Source organism: Streptomyces sp. DSM 15324 (assembly GCF_001514285.1).
Classification (GTDB): Bacteria; Actinomycetota; Actinomycetes; order Streptomycetales; family Streptomycetaceae; genus Streptomyces.
In genome coordinates, this window is the sequence record NZ_KQ949026.1 from 568,736 (window position 1) to 585,938 (window position 17,203).

The window sequence follows — 17,203 nt, forward strand, 5'->3', positions numbered from 1 at the left end:
TGGTCAGCCTTTCGGTACCGGGTCGGGCGACCCGAGGAGGGAGGGTCCGCCCGCGTGCTGGTGGGCGGGCCGGGCCAGGTCGAGGTGCTCGCGCAGCGTGCCGCCCGGGTAGAAGGTGCGGAACAGACCGCGGTGCTGGAGCAGCGCGACCGTTCCGTTGACCAGGCGTTCCAGATCGCGGTGGGGTTCCACGGGGACCAGGTGGAAGCCGTCGACCGCGGCGTCCCGGTGCCAGGTGGCGATCAGCTCGGCGAGGTCGACGGGGCCGCCGCGGTAGAGCGGGCCCCGGCCGGTCTGCCGGGGGCCGCCCCCGCCGTGACCCGGTTCGGCCGCGCGCTCGCCGTCCCCGAGGTCGACGAGCAGAGTCGCCAGCACCCGCAGGGAGTCCGGGTCCCGCCCGGCCGCGGCGGCCTCCGCGCGCAGGTGTCCGCGGACGGCCCGGCCCTCGGCGGAACCCGTCACCCGGACCAGCGCCACATCGGCGTACCGGGCGGCGGCGGGCCGCACGGCCGCCTCGGTGGCGTCGGCGACCCGCACGGGATGCCCCGGCGCCGACGGGGTCCCGCGCGTCTCCCCCGCCGCGCCCCCGTCCGGGGACACGGCGATCCGCCGGCCGACCCGGCCGGGCGCGACGGCCTCGGCGACGGCCTCGGCACCGGACTCGGCGCCGGTCGGCGGCCCGGTGAGCGGGCCCACGAGTCCGAGGTGATCGGTGGCATCCGCCATCCGGCCGAGCGCGGCGGAGACGTCGAGGGCGGGGGTGGCGTCCAGCGTGACGAAGTCGAGCCTGCCGCGCTCGGCGAGCCGCGCCAGCTCGACGTAGGGGCCGGCCCCGTCCGCACCGGGCAGGGCGAGGGCGGCGGCCAGATGCAGCAGTCCCATGGCTCACAGCGCCTTCGCCGGCAGCGGCCTCGGGCCGGACCCTCGGCGCGGGCACCTGCCGGCCTCCAGGACGGTCATCGTGAGAACTCCTTCGGCGGGCCGGGGTCGGCCGGGGCGGCGGTCTCGGCGCCGAGGTCCCGCAGGAACACCAGGGCGGCGCGGGCGGTGGCGTCGTTCTGCCGGAACGCGGGACCGCCGGTGCGGGGGCGGGTGAACGCGCCGGGGGTGCGTCCGTCGGTGTGCGGGCCGAGCGCGAAGCGCCGCGGGTGCGGCCGCCCGCCGCGGTCCAGGACCCGCCCGTCGGCGCGGTCCACCCGCAGCAGTCCGTCGGCCGTCTCCCCGGCACCCTCGGCGTGCAGGGCGCGCAGCAGCGGATCGAGGGCGCGCCGCAGGGTCGGCTCGGGCAGCCGGGCCTCCACCAGCGCCCGCGCCTCGACGGAGAACCCCGGCACGGTCGGGCTCGACGCCCGGAACACCCCGTCCGCGGCGCGGACGGCCATGTCGGCGCCGACGAACCGGACCACTCCGGCCCGGGACAGCGCGAGCAGCTGCCGCAGCCGGGGTCCGGGCGGCCCGGAGGCGAGGTAGCTGAAGAACCCGTGCCACCAGGACCCTATGTCCCCGAGCCGCACGAGCTGCCCGTAGACCGACAGCAGCCCGAGGAAAACGGACAGATCGGCGCTGTGCGCGGGATCGTGACGGCGGCTCAGATCGTCCTCGACGTACCGCCGCAGGCCGTCCTGGAACTCCTCGTGCGAGGCGTACCGCAGCCCGTCCAGCGGCCGGTCCAGCGCGGTCAGGTCGAGCCGGTCGGCCGGGTCGGGCACGGCGGAGGCGACGAGGGCCTCCCGGTCGGCCTCCCCGGTGGCCGCCGCGTACTTCTCCTCGAAGTCCGTCCAGGCGATCGCCGTCCGCTCGGGGTGGGCGGCGAACAGCCGGTGGTAGTGGGCGAAGCCCAGCTCCTTCTCCACCAGCGGCCACACGTCCCGCCGGAAGTCGAATCCGCCCGGCCGGGCCAGGAGTTCGTCGGTCTGGGCGGGTCCGAGGAACCGGGGCAGCGGGGGCCGCTCGCCGGTCCAGTCGTAGCCGATCTTCGCGTGGTACGGCACTCCGCGCCGCGACCCCACGTACAGCACCGGTTCCCGCCCCGAGGGGACGTAGGTGTCCCCCTCGTAGCGTCCGCCGCGCCCCTCGGTGAGCAGCACCATCAGATCGACGAAGGCCAGTCCGAAGCCGCGCACGAGGACGGGCTCACCGGGCCGGAGGGCGGACAGGTCGCTGTCGGCGGTGAAGTCGGGCGGCAGGTGGACGAGCCCGTGCTCGCGGGCGTACGCGGCCAGTTCCCGCTGCTCGCCGTCGAGTTCCGCGTCGAGGTGGCCGAGGGCGAGGACGACGAGGTCGGCGTCAAGCGGCCGGGACCGTCCTTCGAGCCACACCTGCTGGCGTCCCTCGCGCGGACCGCTCACCCGCAGGGCGCGCCGGGGGTGGTGGTGGACGGTGATGCCCTCCGGCAGCGCGGCGACGGCCTGTTCGTGCACCCACCTCAGATAGGCGCCCTGGAGCTGCCGGTCGGCGAAGAGCCGCCCGTCGACACCGGCCCACTCGTGCAGGGTGGGCCCCGGCCGCACCGGACCGTCCATCAGCACGCTCTCGTCGGTGAACATGGTGACGTCCTCGGCGTGCGAGTTCATCCAGAGCAACGGGGACTGCGCGGCCCGCCAGATCCGGCCGGCGCCCGGCGGGTGCGGGTCCACGAGATGGATGTCGAGGCCCTGACCGGCGTACAGCTCGGGCGCGCTGGCGGCGATGCGTTCGATCAGACCGGTACCCCGCGGGCCGGCCCCGACGATGACGAGCGACTGTCTCGTGTCCGGGGAGGCGGGGACGCGGGCAAGGGTGTGGGAAGACATGCGAAGGCTCCGTGACGCATCGGTCGAACACGGTGGAATGCCTTCACACGGCAGGAAGCACGGCCGAGCCCCTCAGCAGGGCCGTACAGCGAGAGTACGGCGGTGTTTCCCCTCACTGTCAAGGCTGTCCGCACTGTGAGCCGTACGTCTCAGGTCGGTTGACGCCCCACCGGAGACCTGTTCCACTTGGCCCATGCATCCGCAGCAGTGGCTGGTCACCCGCTCCCACATCGACTTCGGTCGAGTGTGGTCGTCTTCCTGTTGAGCTGACCCCCTGCGCGCCCCGGGCCCGTCGGCCGCCGGGGACTTGCGCGTTCTCCCCCTTCGCCTTCACACGCACACCCCTCCCCTCGTCCTGCCCTCGCCGTACGGCGAGTCGGCGCGCCCCCTTCCGCGCGCCCCGCCTTCAGCGCGCCCCCACGGCCCGCGCCCCCGAAGAGGCCCGCACCCCGATGACCCGATCCATCAACACCCCCAGCACATCCCGCACCGACCCCCGCTTCCGCGCGTCGCACTCCAGCACCGGCACCTCGGGAGCCAGCCCCAACGCGCCGCGGACCTCCTCCAACGTGTACGGCTCGGCCCCGTCGAATCGATTCACGGCCAGCACGAACGGCGCCCCGTGCGCCTCGAAGTAGTCCACGGCGGGGAAGCACTCCTCGATCCGCCGGGTGTCCGCCAGGACGACCGTTCCGAGCGCGCCCTCCACCAGGTCGTCCCACAGGAACGAGAACCGTGCCTGCCCGGGCGTCCCGAACAGGTACAGCGCGATGGCCTTGTCGAGGGTGATGCGCCCGAAGTCGAGCGCGACGGTGGTCCTGGTCTTGGCCTCCACCCCTTCCAGGGAGTCGACTCCCACCGACACCTGGGTGATCGCCGCCTCGGTGTCGAGGGGCTCTATCTCGGAAACGGCCCCGATGAAGGTCGTCTTACCGACCCCGAGCCCCCCGCTCACCACGATCTTCACGGCAAGCGGCACGGTTTTCTCTGAGCGCCCGGGCATGATCCGTGATCCTTTCGAGCTTCCGTGTCTCGACAGGAGATACGTCCCGCGGACGCTCGACGCTCATCGGCGCTCTCGAACAAGCCCCGGGTGCACGGCGGGTGACGGTGCGTCAGCAGGAACAGTCGCAGCCGCAGCAGTCGCATCCGTCGCAGCAGTCGCAGGTGCAGCCGTCACCGCACCCGCAGTCGCAGTTCCCGCAGTCACAGGTGGAGCAGCAGCCGTCGCGCTTCTTCCGCGACCAGGGGCCCTCGAACTCGTCGGCACAGCACACCTGGCAGGTGCAGAACAGCCCGAGCGCGACGGCGCACCCGGCGAGCAGCCCCCGCGGCTGCTTGGGCGGCGCGGGCATCTGCGGCGGGGGCCCGAACGCGGCCCGGCCAGGCTGCGCGGCCCCCGGGTGCGTGTGCCCGCACGACGCCGTCCCGAACGCCCGGTCCACCGACCGCTCCAGCTCGTGCGCGAGCAGCAGATGCGCCAGCCGCCCCTCCACGAACTCGACGTCCTTCAGCGCGAGCCGTATCCCGTGCAGGGCGTCGTCCGCGAGCCGCCGGGCCTCGGTGAGCGGGGTCCCGGTGGCCGTGAGCGGGTTCCAGGCGCCCGTCTCGGCATCGGCGGCCTGGTCCTCGACGGCGTCCAGGAGATGCGCGAGCCGCCCGAAGAGCCGGCCGGCCTCGGCCAGCGGGACGGCGTTGCCCGGGCGGCCCGCGAGGACCGCGGTGTGCGCGAAGGCGGCGGCGGTGGCGGTCTCGGTCGGCTCGGTGACGGTCAGCAGCGAGGTGCCGGGTCCGGCCAGCCTCTCCAGCCCGACCTGGCGGTCCACCGCGTCCACCAGGACCGCCGTGTCGAAGCCGACGGCGGCCCCGCCGCGCTCCCCGGCCCGCCCCCAGCTCCCGGCCACCCGGCGGGCGGCGGCCGCGACCGGACGCCGGGCCAGCAGCCCGTCCCCGTCGGCGACATGGTCGCGCACCTTGGCCGAGGCCAGTACCAGCGAGACGGCCGCCGCGAGCCGTGCCCCCTCGCCGTGGGCGACGGAGGCGGTGCGCATCCCGCGCAACGGGCACGGCCCCGCCGTGCGCCGCCCTGCTCCCGCGGACGCGGTCTGAGCCTCCGTCAGGACCGAGATGAGCAGCCCGTCGTAGTTGGTGACGACCCGTGCGAACTGTCCGTGGTCGCCGCGCAGCGCGAGACACAGTCCGCACAGGTGCGCCATCCACTGGCTCTTGAGCCGCTCGCCGAGCCGGTGACCGCACGGTCTGACGATTCCGAACATGGAGAACCCCCGCTCTCAGGACATTGAGCTGCCGCATGCTATCGGCCGATAATCACCTTTGAACGCTCCACCCTGTTCACCCGTACGCACCATGTATCACCCGTACGCCGCGAACAGTCATATTTCACTCTCAGTCAGCAGCCGTACACAGCAGGACCCTTGGGAGAGGCGGGCTCTCGACGGATTCTCTGTGCACCAGTACCGTCACAAACCCCCCGCGCGGCGTCTATCCACTTGGCGCGACATCCGCATCATGAACGACCATGGGTTGCGGAAAGGAAGAAAGACCGCTGTGAGAGGAGGCGTCCATGGGATCGGTGCGCAAGGCGAGTGCCTGGCTTGGCCTCGTCGACGACAACGATGACGAGCGTTACTACGACGACGACTACTCCGAGGGGACCGACTCGCAAGACGCCTGGGTCACCGACCCGCGCGTCAAGGTCGCCTCGGACACGGCCGAGGAGAAGGGCCGTCGGATCGGCACGGTCACCCCGGACAGCTTCCGGGACGCGCGGCTGATCGGTGAGCTGTTCCGCGAGGGCGTGCCGGTCATCGTGAACCTCACGGCCATGGAGGCCGGGGACGCCAAGCGCGTCGTCGACTTCGCGGCCGGGCTGATCTTCGGACTGCGCGGTTCGATCGAGCGGGTCTCGACCCGGGTGTTCCTGCTGACCCCGTCCAACACGGAGATCGTGAACGGCGACCCGGCCGGGCACCGCACGGACGGTTTCTTCAACCAGAGCTGAGGCAGGGCCGCTCGCCGGCCCTGCCCCGGCCCCCGGGCCCGGTCAGCGGAAGGCGTCGAGTCCGGTGAGCGCCTTGCCCAGCACGAGCTGGTGCATCTCGACGGTGCCCTCGTAGGTGAGCACCGACTCCAGATTCGTCGCGTGCCGCATGACGGGATACTCCAGCGAGATCCCGTTGGCCCCGAGGATCGTCCGCGCGGTGCGGCAGATCTCGATGGCCTCCCGCACGTTGTTGAGCTTGCCGAAGCTGACCTGCTCGGGACGCAGGCGGCCGGCGTCCATGCGCCGCCCCAGATGGTGGGCGAGCAGAATCCCCTTGTGCAGCTCGACCGCCATGTCGGCGAGCTTGGCCTGGGTCAGCTGGAACCCTCCGATGGGCCGCCCGAACTGCTCGCGGGTGCGGGCGTAGCCGACGGCGGCCTCGAAACAGGTGCGGGCCGCACCCATCGCACCCCAGACGATCCCGTAGCGGGCGTGCGACAGACAGCTGAGCGGCCCCCGCAGTCCGACGGCCTCCGGCAGCACGGCGTCCTCGGGCAGCCGCACCTCGTCCAGCACCAGCTCACTGGTCACGCTGGCACGCAGCGACCACTTGTGCTTGATCTCGGGAGCGGAGAAGCCGGGGCTGTCGGTGGGCACGACGAATCCGCGGACGCCTCCGTCGGTCCGGGCCCAGACGACGGCGACCCCGGCCACCGAGCCGTTGGTGATCCACATCTTGCGCCCGCTCAGCACCCAGTCCGAGCCGTCGCGCTTGGCGTACGTCCGCATGCCGGCCGGATCGGACCCGTGGTCGGGCTCGGTGAGCCCGAAGCAGCCGATGACCTCGCCGGAGGCCATCCGGGGCAGCCACGCCCGCTTCTGCTCCTCGGAGCCGAACCGGTGGATCGCGTACATGGCGAGGGAGCCCTGCACGGAGACCAGGGACCGGATTCCCGAGTCGGCGGCCTCCAGCTCCAGACAGGCGAGCCCGTACTGCACGGCGCTCGCCCCGGCGCACCCGTAGCCGTCGAGCGACATCCCGAGCGCCCCGATCGCTCCGAGCTCCCGGGCGAGCTCCCGGATCACCGGCAGCTCCCCGCTCTCGTACCACTCGGCGACGAAGGGCTCCACCCGGTCCGCCGCCCAGCTCCGCACGGTGTCGCGGATCGCCAGGTCCTCCGGCTCGAGCAGATCGTCGATCCCGAGCGGATCGGCGGGGTCGAAGGGGGGCAACTTCGAGGACGCGGCCATGACGAGATCCTCCGGAGCGAGCCTAAAACTAGCAGCGCTAGTTACGATGTCGGTCCGAAGGTACCACTCAAGGCACCGGAGGAGGACGGCGACGGCGACGCGCCCCCACGGGAGAGATCACCCTCGCGACGCACCGTCACGGGTGCCGCGGGGGCGGGAGAGACCTCCCGGGGAGCCGGCAGCTCCACCGTGGCCGCCTCGCACTGCATCACCCGGGGCAGCCTCAGCGCCATCACCGCGCCCAGCAGCAGCAACCCGGCGCTGACCAGCAGCGTGACATGCAGACCGTGCACGAAGCTCTCCTTGGCGACCCGCCGCAGCGCCGTCCCGGCCGGCCCGCCGAGCTGCCCGGCCACCTCGTAGGCCTCGCCCAGCGAATGCCCCGCGGCCGCCGACGCGGACGCCGGCACCCCGGGCACGGAGGACAGCCCCGGCGCGTACGCCGCGTTCATCACGCTGCCCAGCAGCGCGATCCCGATGCCCGCCCCGAGCTGGTAGGAGGTCTCGCCGATCGCCGCCGCGCCACCCGCCCGTTCCGGCGGGGCCTCGCTCAGCATCGACTCGTACGCCGCGAACAGCGTCGTCTCCAGTCCGAACCCGAGCAGCACGAACCCCGCCAGCAGCAGCCCCGTGTTGTCCGCCGTGCCCATCGCGGTGAGCAGCAGCACGGCGAACGCGGTCAGCAGGAACCCCGCGCACACCATCCGCCGGGGCCCGAACCCGCGCAGCAGCCGCGCCCCGGCCAGCCCCGCCGCCATCGCGGCGAAGGTCAGCGGCAGCAGCCGCAGCCCCGTCTCCAGCGGGGAGAGACCGAGCACCAGCTGCAGGTACTGGGCGGCGATCAGCTCCAGACCCACCAGCGCCAGCATGGCCAGCACGATGCACCCGACGGAGGTGCTGAACGCCGGCCGGGAGAACATCCGCAGGTCCACCAGCGGATGCTCCCGCCGCCGCTGACGCCGTACGAACAGGACCATCAGCACCGCGCCCGCCAGCAGCGGCACCACGGTGAACGGGTCGAACTCCGCGTTGCCCAGCCGCTTGACGCCGAGGACCAGGGCGAACAGCCCGGCCGCCGCCATCAGCGCGCCGACCACGTCCCAGGGCCCCTCGCCGGTGCCCCGCGACTCCGGCAGCAGCAGCCGCCCCACCGGAAGGCTGACCAGCATCAGCGGGATGTTGACGAGGAAGACCGAGCCCCACCAGAAGTGCTCCAGCAGGAAGCCGCCGAGCAGCGGTCCGACGGCCGCGCCGACCGCGGCCACCGCGCTCCAGATGCCGATGGCGAGCGCCCGTTCCCGGCGGTCGGGGAAAACCTGCCGCAGGATCGACAGCGTGGCCGGCATGATCATCGCGCCGCCGACGCCGAGCAGGGCCCGCGCCAGGATCAGCACCTCGGCGCTCGCGGCGAAGGCCGCCAGTGCGGAGGCGACGCCGAACAGGGCGTACCCGAGCAGCAGGATCCGGCGGCGGCCGACCTTGTCGCCGAGCGTGCCGAACAGGATCAGCAACGAGGCGCAGACCAGTGGATAGGTGTCGACGATCCAGAGCAGCTCGATCGCGCCGGGCCTGAGGTCCTCTGTGACCGCGGGCACCGCGACATGCAGCACGGTCGCGTCGACGGCGACCAGGAGCAGGCTGACGCAGAGCACCACGAGCACGACCCAGCGGTTGGCACCGGCCCCGGCCGCCCGACGGCGCAGCCCGACGGCGGCCGTGGTCGTCCCGGACATGTACGTACCTCCCAGGTGATCCCCTCGGTCCGGCGGGCTCGCGGGACGGGGACTTCCCGCGACTCGGCCGGAGAGGAGCGGTGGTCTCCGGCCCGCGCAAACGAACACGAGTGACTCGCAGCGTACGCGAGTTCGCGCCGGGGCCACGTGGTGGAACTCTCACAGGCCACGCCGAACCCTGTGGTGTACGCCACTTCCCGAACAGCCGTTTTCCCGGTCGCCGTACCGCCCGGTCGATAATCGGGGCCGTGACGGATCTTGGAACGCGCGTGGCGCCGGGCGGCGGTACGGCCCTGCGCCGGGCGGCCCCCGCCCTGCTGGGTTATGTGGCCGTGAGGGGCCTGGGGCTGCTCGTCCTGGCCCTGTGGAGCGCCGCCCGCGGCAAGAGCGCGCACACCCTGCTGACGGCCCGCTGGGACGCCCTCTGGTACACGAGGGTGGCCGAGCTGGGGTACGGCTACGAGGTCCGGCTGCCCAACGGGGACGTCCACTCCAACCTCGCCTTCTTCCCGTTGCTGCCGTGGCTGGAGAGGCTGCTGCACGCGGTGAGCCCGCTGTCCTACGCCGACGCCGGGTTCACGGTCGCGCTGCTCGCCTCGCTCGCCGCGGCCTGGGGGATCTTCGCGGTCGCCGACCTGGTGCACGGCCGTCGGGCGGGCGTGTGCGCGGTGCTCGTCTGGGCGCTGCTGCCGGTCGGGGTCGTGCAGTCGATGGCGTACAGCGAGTCGCTGTTCACCGCGCTCGCCGCCTGGTCGCTCTACGCGGTGCTGACCGGCCGGTGGGTGACCGCGGGGGTGCTCGCGTCGCTGTCGGGTCTGACCCGCCCGGTGGGGCTCGCGGTGGTCGCGGCGGTCTGGGCGGCCGGCCTGGTGTCCTTCCGACGGAAGCGCGGCACGTCCCCGGGGTCCCCGTTCGGGCGGAGCGGCAGCACGGCGCCCGAGGCCGGCGCGCACCGGACGGATCACGCCCCCGGTACGCCCGCAGACGCCCCTCTCCGGCGCGCACCGGCACCGGAGGGCGCCCGACCCGCCGTACGCGCCCTCGGCATGCTCCTCGCGCCGCTGGGCACCGCGGGCTATGTGCTGTGGGTCGGCCACCGCACCGGCCACGGCCCGCTCGGCTATCTCGACGTCCAGGCGGGCTGGCGCAACGGCTTCGACGGCGGTTACGCCTTCGCCCGTTTCGTCGCCGGCAAGTTCACATCGTTCCCGTCCGCCCTCGCCGGTCTGGGCCTGGTCGTCGGCGTGGCCGCGCTGATCCGGCTGTACGTGGTCTGCGTACGGCAGCGCCAGCCGCTCGCGCTGCTGGTCTACGGCGGTGCGGTCCTCGCGCTCGCCCTGTGCGCGTCGAGCTACTTCGGCTCGAAGCCGCGCCTGCTGCTGCCGGCCTTCCCGCTGCTGTTTCCCCTCGCCCTCGCACTGGCCCGCTCACGCACCCCGAGGGCGGCGCTGGTCGTGGGCGGTGTCGCGGTGGCGTCGGCCGTGTACGGGGCGTGGTGGCTGAACGGCTCCGGCCCTCCGTGATTTTCCGGTGAACTCATTCATAAGTTCCTTAAAACTGCCTCCCACAATGATCAAAGGAATTGAAGGAACCGGCGTTCGACGATTAGCGAATCCGCAGGAATTACGTCCCTCCTGAGAGCAATCCCACATCACATGGTCATCACAAACCAGGGGATTCGGCAGAGTGCCGAGCTCACTCGCTGTAACGTCGTTTAGGTGCGTACCGAACGAAACCTCACCCGTCTGGACCGGGTGTTCGCCAGGCTCGACCGTGAGCCGGAACGACCGGCCCACATCGACGTGCCGAGGATGAGCAGGCACCGGATCGCGCTGTTCGCCGCGACCCTGGCCTTCTACCTGGCGATCGTGTGGCTCGTGGTGATCACCTCGTGGCTGGTCCGCCTCGACTGGCAGGTCATGTTCTTCCGGCCGTACCAGCAGTGGCCCGAGATCCACGCGTTCCTGGACTACTACGTCGTCCTCGGCCAGCGCGGCCCGACCGCCGTCATGGTCGCGGCCTGGCTCGGCTGGAGATCCTGGCGGCAGCACACCCTGCGCCCGCTGCTCACACTGGGCGCCTCGCTGCTGCTGCTGAACATCACCGTCGGCGCCGCCAAGCTCGGCATGGGCCGGCTCGGACCGCACTACGCGACCACCATCGGCTCCAACGAGATGGGTCTGGGCGGCGACATATTTCCCAGCGGGCACACCGCCAACGCGGTCGTGACCTGGGGAATCCTGGCCTATCTGGCCTCCACTCCACGAGCCCGCCGCTGGCTGTCCGCGGTCTCCGCCGTGGTCTCGCTGGGCGTCGGACTGACCACCGTCTACCTCGGTACGCACTGGCTGAGCGACGTCGTGCTCGGCTGGGCCGCAGGGCTGCTGATCCTGCTGGCCCTGCCCTGGTGCGAGCCGCTGATCGCCCGCGCCGAGGTCGCGATCCTCGACCTGCGCGACCGCTGGCGCGAGCGCCGCGCCGGCACCCTCCCCGCGCCGGCCGCGCCCGTCGCCGTACCCGTGCCGTTCACGCCGCGGCCCACGGCCCAGGAGGAGACCGCGGCGGCCCGCGAGACGGTCGCGGCCGCCCGTCCGTCCCGGGCGCCGGTCTACCTGCCCCCGGGACCGCACACGCCCCGCTCGGAGCGCACCCCGGTCACGCCCGCCGGCAGCCGAAGACCCCCGCACACCGAGCGTCTGCCGCGCGGGGCGACCGCCTCCGCGGCCCGGCCGCTGACCGGCGGCTGACCGGCGGCCGATCCCCCCGAGCAGCGGGACCACCGGTACGCACAACCGGTCCCGCGAACGAAGGCCCCGGCTCCCCTCCTGACGGGAACCGGGGCCTTCGCCGTGTCGCGCGCCGCGCCTGCCGCGGGCGCTCAGCCCTTCCAGGCCCGCGCCACCCGCCCGTCGCGCACCTCGAAGTTCAGCCGCCCGAATTGGTACTCCATGGTGATGATCGCCCCGGGCGCCAGCGCGCGGACGGTCGACCACCCCCGCTCCCGGGCCAGCCGCTCGGCGTGAGCGGCGTCGAGGCCGACGTATCCGTCCGGATTGTCCTGGGGCTCGTTCGCTGCCATACGGCCCACGCTAGGCGGCGCGGGGCCCCCGGGGAAACCCCGGTACGGGGCCGTGGATCACTCCGGTCACGCTTCTGTCACAGGATCACGACGGCTGTTCCGGACGAACTCGGTCACCCGTGCGAGCGCTCCCACGGGCCTTCCGTACGCATTCGAACGAAATTCCCGCACGTCGTCGCCGCCCCTCCGAAAAACCGGCGGAATGTTCCCGGAGAAACCTCCCCCGAGCCCCTTTCCCCGGCCTTTTCGCACGGGTTCGCGCCAGCTGACACCTCGTAGGAAATGCACCACCTCGCCACACAACCTCCGCAGCGGCGGGCGGGGGGCACGGGAGGACCGACAGGCAGGTCCGCCGGGCCTGCGGCGGCGGGGGGGGCGAGCCGTCGCCTCGGCGCCATCGGTTCACGGCGGCGGCCCTGCCGGGGTGGGGCCGGCCGCGGGCGCCGGGCGTCCTGGGGGCCCGGACGGGACGTTTCCCACAGGGGCCGTACGAGGCGCTGCGCTGCCCGGCGGTGTCAGCACCGCCCTCCGACCGGCACGCGCGCGGGTCCACGCCGACCCGGTACGAAGCCGACTCGCACGGCACCCCGCCGACCGAATCGCACCGCACCCGTCCGAAGCCCCCGCCCTCATCGGCCACCTCGCCGCCGGGCTGCCCACCGGCACCCTGCGCCGGGTCGAGCCGGCCCGGGCGTACGCGGGAGGCCCGCGCGCTGCTGCCGGACGAGCCGGACGCCGGCCCTGACACGGCCGAGGTGAGCGTCCGACCACGATCTTGCGCGCCCTGACGGCCGAGGACGCCGCCCTGCTCGTCGTAGAGCACGACCTCGATCTCGTCGCCCGACTCGCGGACGTTGGTGATCTCGCTGCGGCACGCGCCCGCGGTACGGCCCGCTGGAGGCCCTGCACGGCGTCACCCCCGCGGCCCCGACCCAGGCCTCACCGTCCCGCTGGGCCGCGACGGCTCCGGCCGTACGACGGTGCTGCGGGCGCGGCCGGGATCGCACCGCTGGCGGGCGGGGCGGGCGGCGGACGGTGTTCGCCTCGCCGACGGCCCGGGAGAACCTGGAGCTGACCGGAGCCGATCCCGCCCTCCACCCGCAGGGGGCGGTGGCCCTGTGCCGCGCCTTGCCCGCGCACGCGCACCCGGTGAACGCGAGGCCCCGCGCGGCTCAGTACGCCAGGCGCTGGCCCGGCAGGATCAGGTCCGGGTCGTTGCCTATGACCGTCCTGTTGGCGGCGTAGAGCCGCTGCCAGGTGGTGTTGTGCGCGGCGGCGATGGTGCTGAGGGTGTCACCGACGCGAACGGTGTAGTCGCCGCGGCCGCTGCCGCGCGAGGTGCCGGTCGTGGTGCGCTCGGGCGTCTGGGACGAACCGGCGTGCGGCGAACCGGACTTCGTGCCGGACCTGTCCGAACCCGACTTGCCCGAACCCGACTTGCTCGAACTCGACTTGCCCGAACCCGACTTGCTCGCCCCCGACTCGGTGGAGTGGGACTTGGTGGAGCTCGACTTGGTGGAGGAGCCGGAGGTCGACGGGGCGCTGCCGGTGGCTCCGGCGCGGGCCGAGCAGACCGGCCAGGCACCCCAGCCCTGGGACTTCTGGACCTTGGTGGCGACGGCGATCTGCTGCTCCCGGCCGGCCCCGTCGGCGGTGGCCGCGTAGGCCGAGCCGCCGTAGGCGCGCCAGGTGGAGGCGGAGAACTGGAGTCCGCCGTAGTAGCCGTTGCCGGTGTTGATGTGCCAGTTGCCGCCGCTCTCGCACTGGGCGATGCGGTCCCACACCCCGCTGTCGGCCGCCGCGGCGTTGCCGGTCGCGGCCAGCAGTCCCAGGGGGGCGAGCAGTGCCGCCCCGGCGAGGACCGCCGTCTTGCGCGTCTTGCGGGTGTAGTGATCGGCACACTCGGACATGAAGTTCCCTCTCTGCAAACCCGGGTCTCCCCCGGGCGGGGCGCTTCCCACGTGTCGACGCGGGAGTCGCGCTCCGCCCCGTCCACCGGCGGTGTCGCTGCGCCTGGTCCTGCTCTGCGCGGCCGGTGGACGTACCCGAGCGGTGCTCGCTGCACACGGCGGAGCAATCTAGGGAGCCTGACGAGCCGTTATCAACCACATCCCTGTTCCCGCAGGCCAGTTGCGGGTTACCGTAAGTAGCAGCGAATTTCGGCCACCCACTGAATCCCCTTATGTCAGGTCTTGCCGGACAGCTGTCGACGCATGCTGTGAGTCAGTTCACGGAACCAACCCCCGTAACCTTCCCGTTACTTGACAAGGAGTGTCGGATTCCCCACGGAACGTGACCATCCGTGTTCGGCGATCTGAACGACTCAGTCGGTCAGCGTGACCCCCACCACAGCTCCCCCGTTGTCATCTCATGAGCCGGGAACCCACCCGGCCCACCGACGCACCGCCTTCCGAGGGAGTCACCCGTGCCGCGCATGCTCGACGTCAGCGACGAGGTACGCGCCGAGATCGGCGACGAAGAAGCCGACCGGCTGCTCGCCGGAGACAACGCCCCGGGCAGTTACGACTGCACCTCCTGCCGCACCCCGGGCGACTCCGCGCACGAGCGCACCAGCACCGTCCTGTTCATCGGCGACGAGACCGCCGTCCTCGCCTTCGCCCACGCGACCTGTCTGCCCTCGCAGGTCGTCCAGGTCACCGAGGAGCAGCTCCAGGGCGCCGTCCGCTCCATCAACGGCGACAGCGTCGACCTGGACCCGCAGAAGGTCGTCCCCGAGCAGGCCGTGCTCGGGGTGACCAGCGGGCTCGTCCTGCTCGCCGGCGAACTGCACCCCGCGCTGGTCGTCGAGCCCACCGCGCCCATCGTGCGCCCGGGCACCACCGGCGCCGGCGACGACTTCCTGCCGCTCCTGATCGAGCAGGGCTTCATGCCGCTGTCCGAGCTGTCCGAGGTGCCGCCGGTGCAGCACGGCTGGTCGGTGCTGCTGGCGATGGGGCAGCTGCACGCCGTGCTCCAGCCCTCGGCGAACGGCGGGCAGCCGGTCGCCTGGTGGCAGGCGCACCAGCCGCTCCAGGTGACGGAGGGCTGGCGGGCCGCCGCCAACAAGCACCAGCAGGTGCTGATGTTCGCGGCACCGGTGGGGTCGATCGGACGGCAGCCCCGGGAGGACCTGCTCCGGGACGCGCTGGACAAGGCGGCGGCGAACGGGAAGCTGGTCGGGGCGGCGATGCCGCTCGCCGGGACCTGAGCGCCCACCGGGACGGAAGTGCGGGTGGTGGTACGGCGGCCGCGGGTGAGTCGTGGCGTGTCGCGCCTACGCGGCAAAGCCGCGTAGGGGTACACCACCGCGCCCCTGACCCCTACCGCATCTCTTTGCGGCACGGGTCGTTCTCCCTTACGTGCACAGCTACGAGGTTCCCCGCCGCCCCGTGTATCCCTCGGTCCCCTCCGCGCGACCGGCCCAGGACGCCCAGGGCGGCCCGTCGGCCACGCCGATCTACGACGCGCTCTACGCCGAGTACGTCAAGACGTTCCGCTCGCTGCCGGGTGACCGCAGCGGCGAGGACGATCTAAGGTTCACCGCCTTCGGGAACATCCCGCACGGCACCCAGGCGCCGACGGCGTACCGGCCCGGCTCGTTCAGCCACAGCTACAGCGCCTACAGCGCGGGCGCGCAGAGCGCCCGGCAGCAGTCGCAGTGGCAGCGGGTCGGGCAGATCGGCCAGCAGCCCGAGCGGCAGCAGACGGCGATGGTGCCCGTGCCGGTGTCGCTGCCGCCGATGTCCAGGCGGGGTTTCTGAGCGAGGGGGGTCCGTGACCGTGTCACGGCCCCCCCTCGCCGCTGTCTACTTCTTCTTGCCGCGCTTTTCGCGCACCCGCACCGAGATGTGGATCGGGGTGCCCTCGAACCCGAACTCCTCGCGCAGCCGGCGCTCGATGAAGCGGCGGTAGCCCGCCTCGATGAAGCCGGAGGCGAAGAGGACGAACCGCGGCGGCTTGGTGCCCGCCTGGGTGCCGAAGAGGATGCGCGGCTGCTTGCCGCCCCGGATCGGGTGGGGGTGGGCGGCGACCAGCTCGCCGAGGAAGGCGTTGAGGCGGCCCGTGGGAACCCGGGTCTCCCAGCCGGCCAGGGCGGTCTCGATCGCCGGGACCAGCTTCTCCATGTGCCGTCCGGTGCGCGCCGAGACATTGACCCGGGGCGCCCAGGCGACCTGGCCGAACTCGGTCTCGATCTCCCGCTCCAGGTAGTAGCGGCGCTCCTCGTCGAGGGTGTCCCACTTGTTGTAGGCGATGACCATCGCGCGGCCGGCCTCGACGGCCATCGTCACGATCCGCTGGTCCTGGACCGAGATGGACTCGGCGGCGTCGATCAGGATGACCGCCACCTCCGCCTTCTCGACCGCGGCGGCGGTGCGCAGCGAGGCGTAGTAGTCGGCGCCCTGCTGGAGGTGGACCCGCTTGCGGATACCGGCGGTGTCGACGAACTTCCACGTCACGCCGCCGAGCTCGATCAGCTCGTCGACCGGGTCACGGGTGGTGCCGGCCAGTTCGTTGACGACGACGCGCTCCTCGCCCGCCACCTTGTTGAGCAGGGAGGACTTGCCGACGTTGGGGCGGCCGATGAGGGCGATCCGGCGGGGGCCGCCGATCCCGGCGCCGCCGAAGCTCTGCTCGGGGGCGTCCGGCAGCACGTCCAGGACGGCGTCCAGCATGTCGCCGGTGCCGCGGCCGTGCAGCGCGGAGACGGGGTGCGGCTCGCCGAGCCCGAGGGACCACAGGTAGGCGGCATCGGCCTCACCGCTCGGTCCGTCGACCTTGTTGGCGCACAGCACGACCGGCTTGCCGGCCTTGCGCAGCAGCCGTACGACGGCCTCGTCGGTGTCGGTGGCGCCGACCTTGGCGTCCACCACGAAGACGACCGCGTCGGCGGCCTCGATCGCGTACTCGGCCTGGGCGGCCACGGAGGCGTCGATGCCGAGGACGTCCTGCTCCCAGCCGCCGGTGTCGACGACCTTGAACCGGCGGCCGGCCCACTCGGCCTCGTAGGTCACGCGGTCGCGGGTGACGCCGGGCTTGTCCTCGACGACGGCCTCACGGCGCCCGATGATCCGGTTGACGAGGGTCGACTTGCCCACGTTCGGCCGGCCGACGACCGCGAGCACCGGGAGCGGTCCGTGTCCGGCCTCCTCGATGGCGCCCTCGACGTCCTCGAGGTCGAAGCCCTCCTCCGCGGCGAGCTCCATGAACTCCGCGTACTCGGCGTCGCCGAGCGCCCCGTGATCGTGCTCGACGCCTTCGGGGCCGCCGGGCTGGATGTGGTCGTTCATGAAGTGCGTACCTCGTCGTTCCGTCGTGGTGGTCGGTGGATCACCCCGTTTGTTCC

At 72.7% G+C, this 17,203-nt stretch carries 14 protein-coding genes; 5 read left to right on the forward strand and 9 right to left on the reverse strand.

Annotation, left to right across the window (positions count from 1 at the left end):
• Positions 1–3 precede the first annotated feature (3 nt).
• From AQJ58_RS16550 to AQJ58_RS16565, 4 genes are all read right to left on the reverse strand, one after another.
• Positions 4–882 carry an LLM class oxidoreductase gene (locus AQJ58_RS16550; RefSeq protein WP_067250771.1) on the reverse strand — a complete coding sequence of 293 codons (879 nt, stop codon included), beginning with the start codon at positions 880–882 and terminating at the stop codon, positions 4–6.
• A gap of 74 nt (positions 883–956) precedes the next feature.
• A complete protein-coding gene (locus AQJ58_RS16555) occupies positions 957–2,792 on the reverse strand; it encodes an FAD/NAD(P)-binding protein (protein WP_067250773.1) in 1,836 nt (611 codons plus the stop codon).
• A 406-nt stretch (positions 2,793–3,198) separates the two neighbouring features.
• A complete protein-coding gene (locus tag AQJ58_RS16560) occupies positions 3,199–3,795 on the reverse strand; it encodes a GTP-binding protein (protein ID WP_067250775.1) in 597 nt (198 codons plus the stop codon).
• A gap of 112 nt (positions 3,796–3,907) precedes the next feature.
• Complete coding sequence (locus tag AQJ58_RS16565; RefSeq protein WP_067250778.1) at positions 3,908–5,068, reverse strand: DUF5685 family protein; 1,161 nt, start codon at positions 5,066–5,068, stop codon at positions 3,908–3,910.
• Positions 5,069–5,376: 308 nt separating this feature from the next.
• On the opposite strand from AQJ58_RS16565, the gene AQJ58_RS16570 reads away from it, so the two are divergent.
• Positions 5,377–5,814 (forward strand): cell division protein SepF, encoded by a 438-nt coding sequence (locus tag AQJ58_RS16570; protein ID WP_055634925.1) that lies wholly within the window; start codon positions 5,377–5,379, stop codon positions 5,812–5,814.
• 42 nt (positions 5,815–5,856) lie between these two features.
• On the opposite strand, the gene AQJ58_RS16575 is transcribed toward AQJ58_RS16570, so the two are convergent.
• Together AQJ58_RS16575 and AQJ58_RS16580 are read right to left on the reverse strand one after the other, a co-directional pair.
• On the reverse strand, positions 5,857–7,047 hold the full coding sequence (locus AQJ58_RS16575) for an acyl-CoA dehydrogenase family protein (protein ID WP_067250780.1): 1,191 nt from the start codon (positions 7,045–7,047) through the stop codon (positions 5,857–5,859).
• A gap of 41 nt (positions 7,048–7,088) precedes the next feature.
• On the reverse strand, positions 7,089–8,780 hold the full coding sequence (locus AQJ58_RS16580; protein WP_079078965.1) for an MFS transporter: 1,692 nt from the start codon (positions 8,778–8,780) through the stop codon (positions 7,089–7,091).
• A 248-nt stretch (positions 8,781–9,028) separates the two neighbouring features.
• On the opposite strand from AQJ58_RS16580, the gene AQJ58_RS16585 reads away from it, so the two are divergent.
• Positions 9,029–10,303 (forward strand): mannosyltransferase family protein, encoded by a 1,275-nt coding sequence (locus AQJ58_RS16585; protein WP_067250783.1) that lies wholly within the window; start codon positions 9,029–9,031, stop codon positions 10,301–10,303.
• Between the two features lie 195 nt (positions 10,304–10,498).
• Entirely contained in the window at positions 10,499–11,527 is a 1,029-nt protein-coding gene (locus tag AQJ58_RS16590) for a phosphatase PAP2 family protein (RefSeq protein ID WP_067250786.1), read from the forward strand.
• 131 nt (positions 11,528–11,658) lie between these two features.
• On the opposite strand, the gene AQJ58_RS16595 is transcribed toward AQJ58_RS16590, so the two are convergent.
• Together AQJ58_RS16595 and AQJ58_RS16600 are read right to left on the reverse strand one after the other, a co-directional pair.
• Positions 11,659–11,859 (reverse strand): I78 family peptidase inhibitor, encoded by a 201-nt coding sequence (locus AQJ58_RS16595; RefSeq protein WP_067250788.1) that lies wholly within the window; start codon positions 11,857–11,859, stop codon positions 11,659–11,661.
• Positions 11,860–13,031: 1,172 nt separating this feature from the next.
• Positions 13,032–13,769, reverse strand: coding sequence for a LysM peptidoglycan-binding domain-containing protein (locus tag AQJ58_RS16600; protein WP_067250790.1), 738 nt, complete (start codon positions 13,767–13,769; stop codon positions 13,032–13,034).
• A 515-nt stretch (positions 13,770–14,284) separates the two neighbouring features.
• Between AQJ58_RS16600 and AQJ58_RS16605 the strand changes: the two genes are divergently transcribed.
• Together AQJ58_RS16605 and AQJ58_RS16610 are read left to right on the forward strand one after the other, a co-directional pair.
• On the forward strand, positions 14,285–15,067 hold the full coding sequence (locus AQJ58_RS16605) for a hypothetical protein (protein WP_067250793.1): 783 nt from the start codon (positions 14,285–14,287) through the stop codon (positions 15,065–15,067).
• Between the two features lie 151 nt (positions 15,068–15,218).
• Entirely contained in the window at positions 15,219–15,620 is a 402-nt protein-coding gene (locus tag AQJ58_RS16610) for a hypothetical protein (protein WP_067250795.1), read from the forward strand.
• Positions 15,621–15,665: 45 nt separating this feature from the next.
• Here AQJ58_RS16610 and der read toward each other — a convergent pair whose 3' ends face one another.
• A complete protein-coding gene (der, locus tag AQJ58_RS16615; protein ID WP_067250798.1) occupies positions 15,666–17,147 on the reverse strand; it encodes a ribosome biogenesis GTPase Der in 1,482 nt (493 codons plus the stop codon).
• Positions 17,148–17,203: the final 56 nt, after the last annotated feature.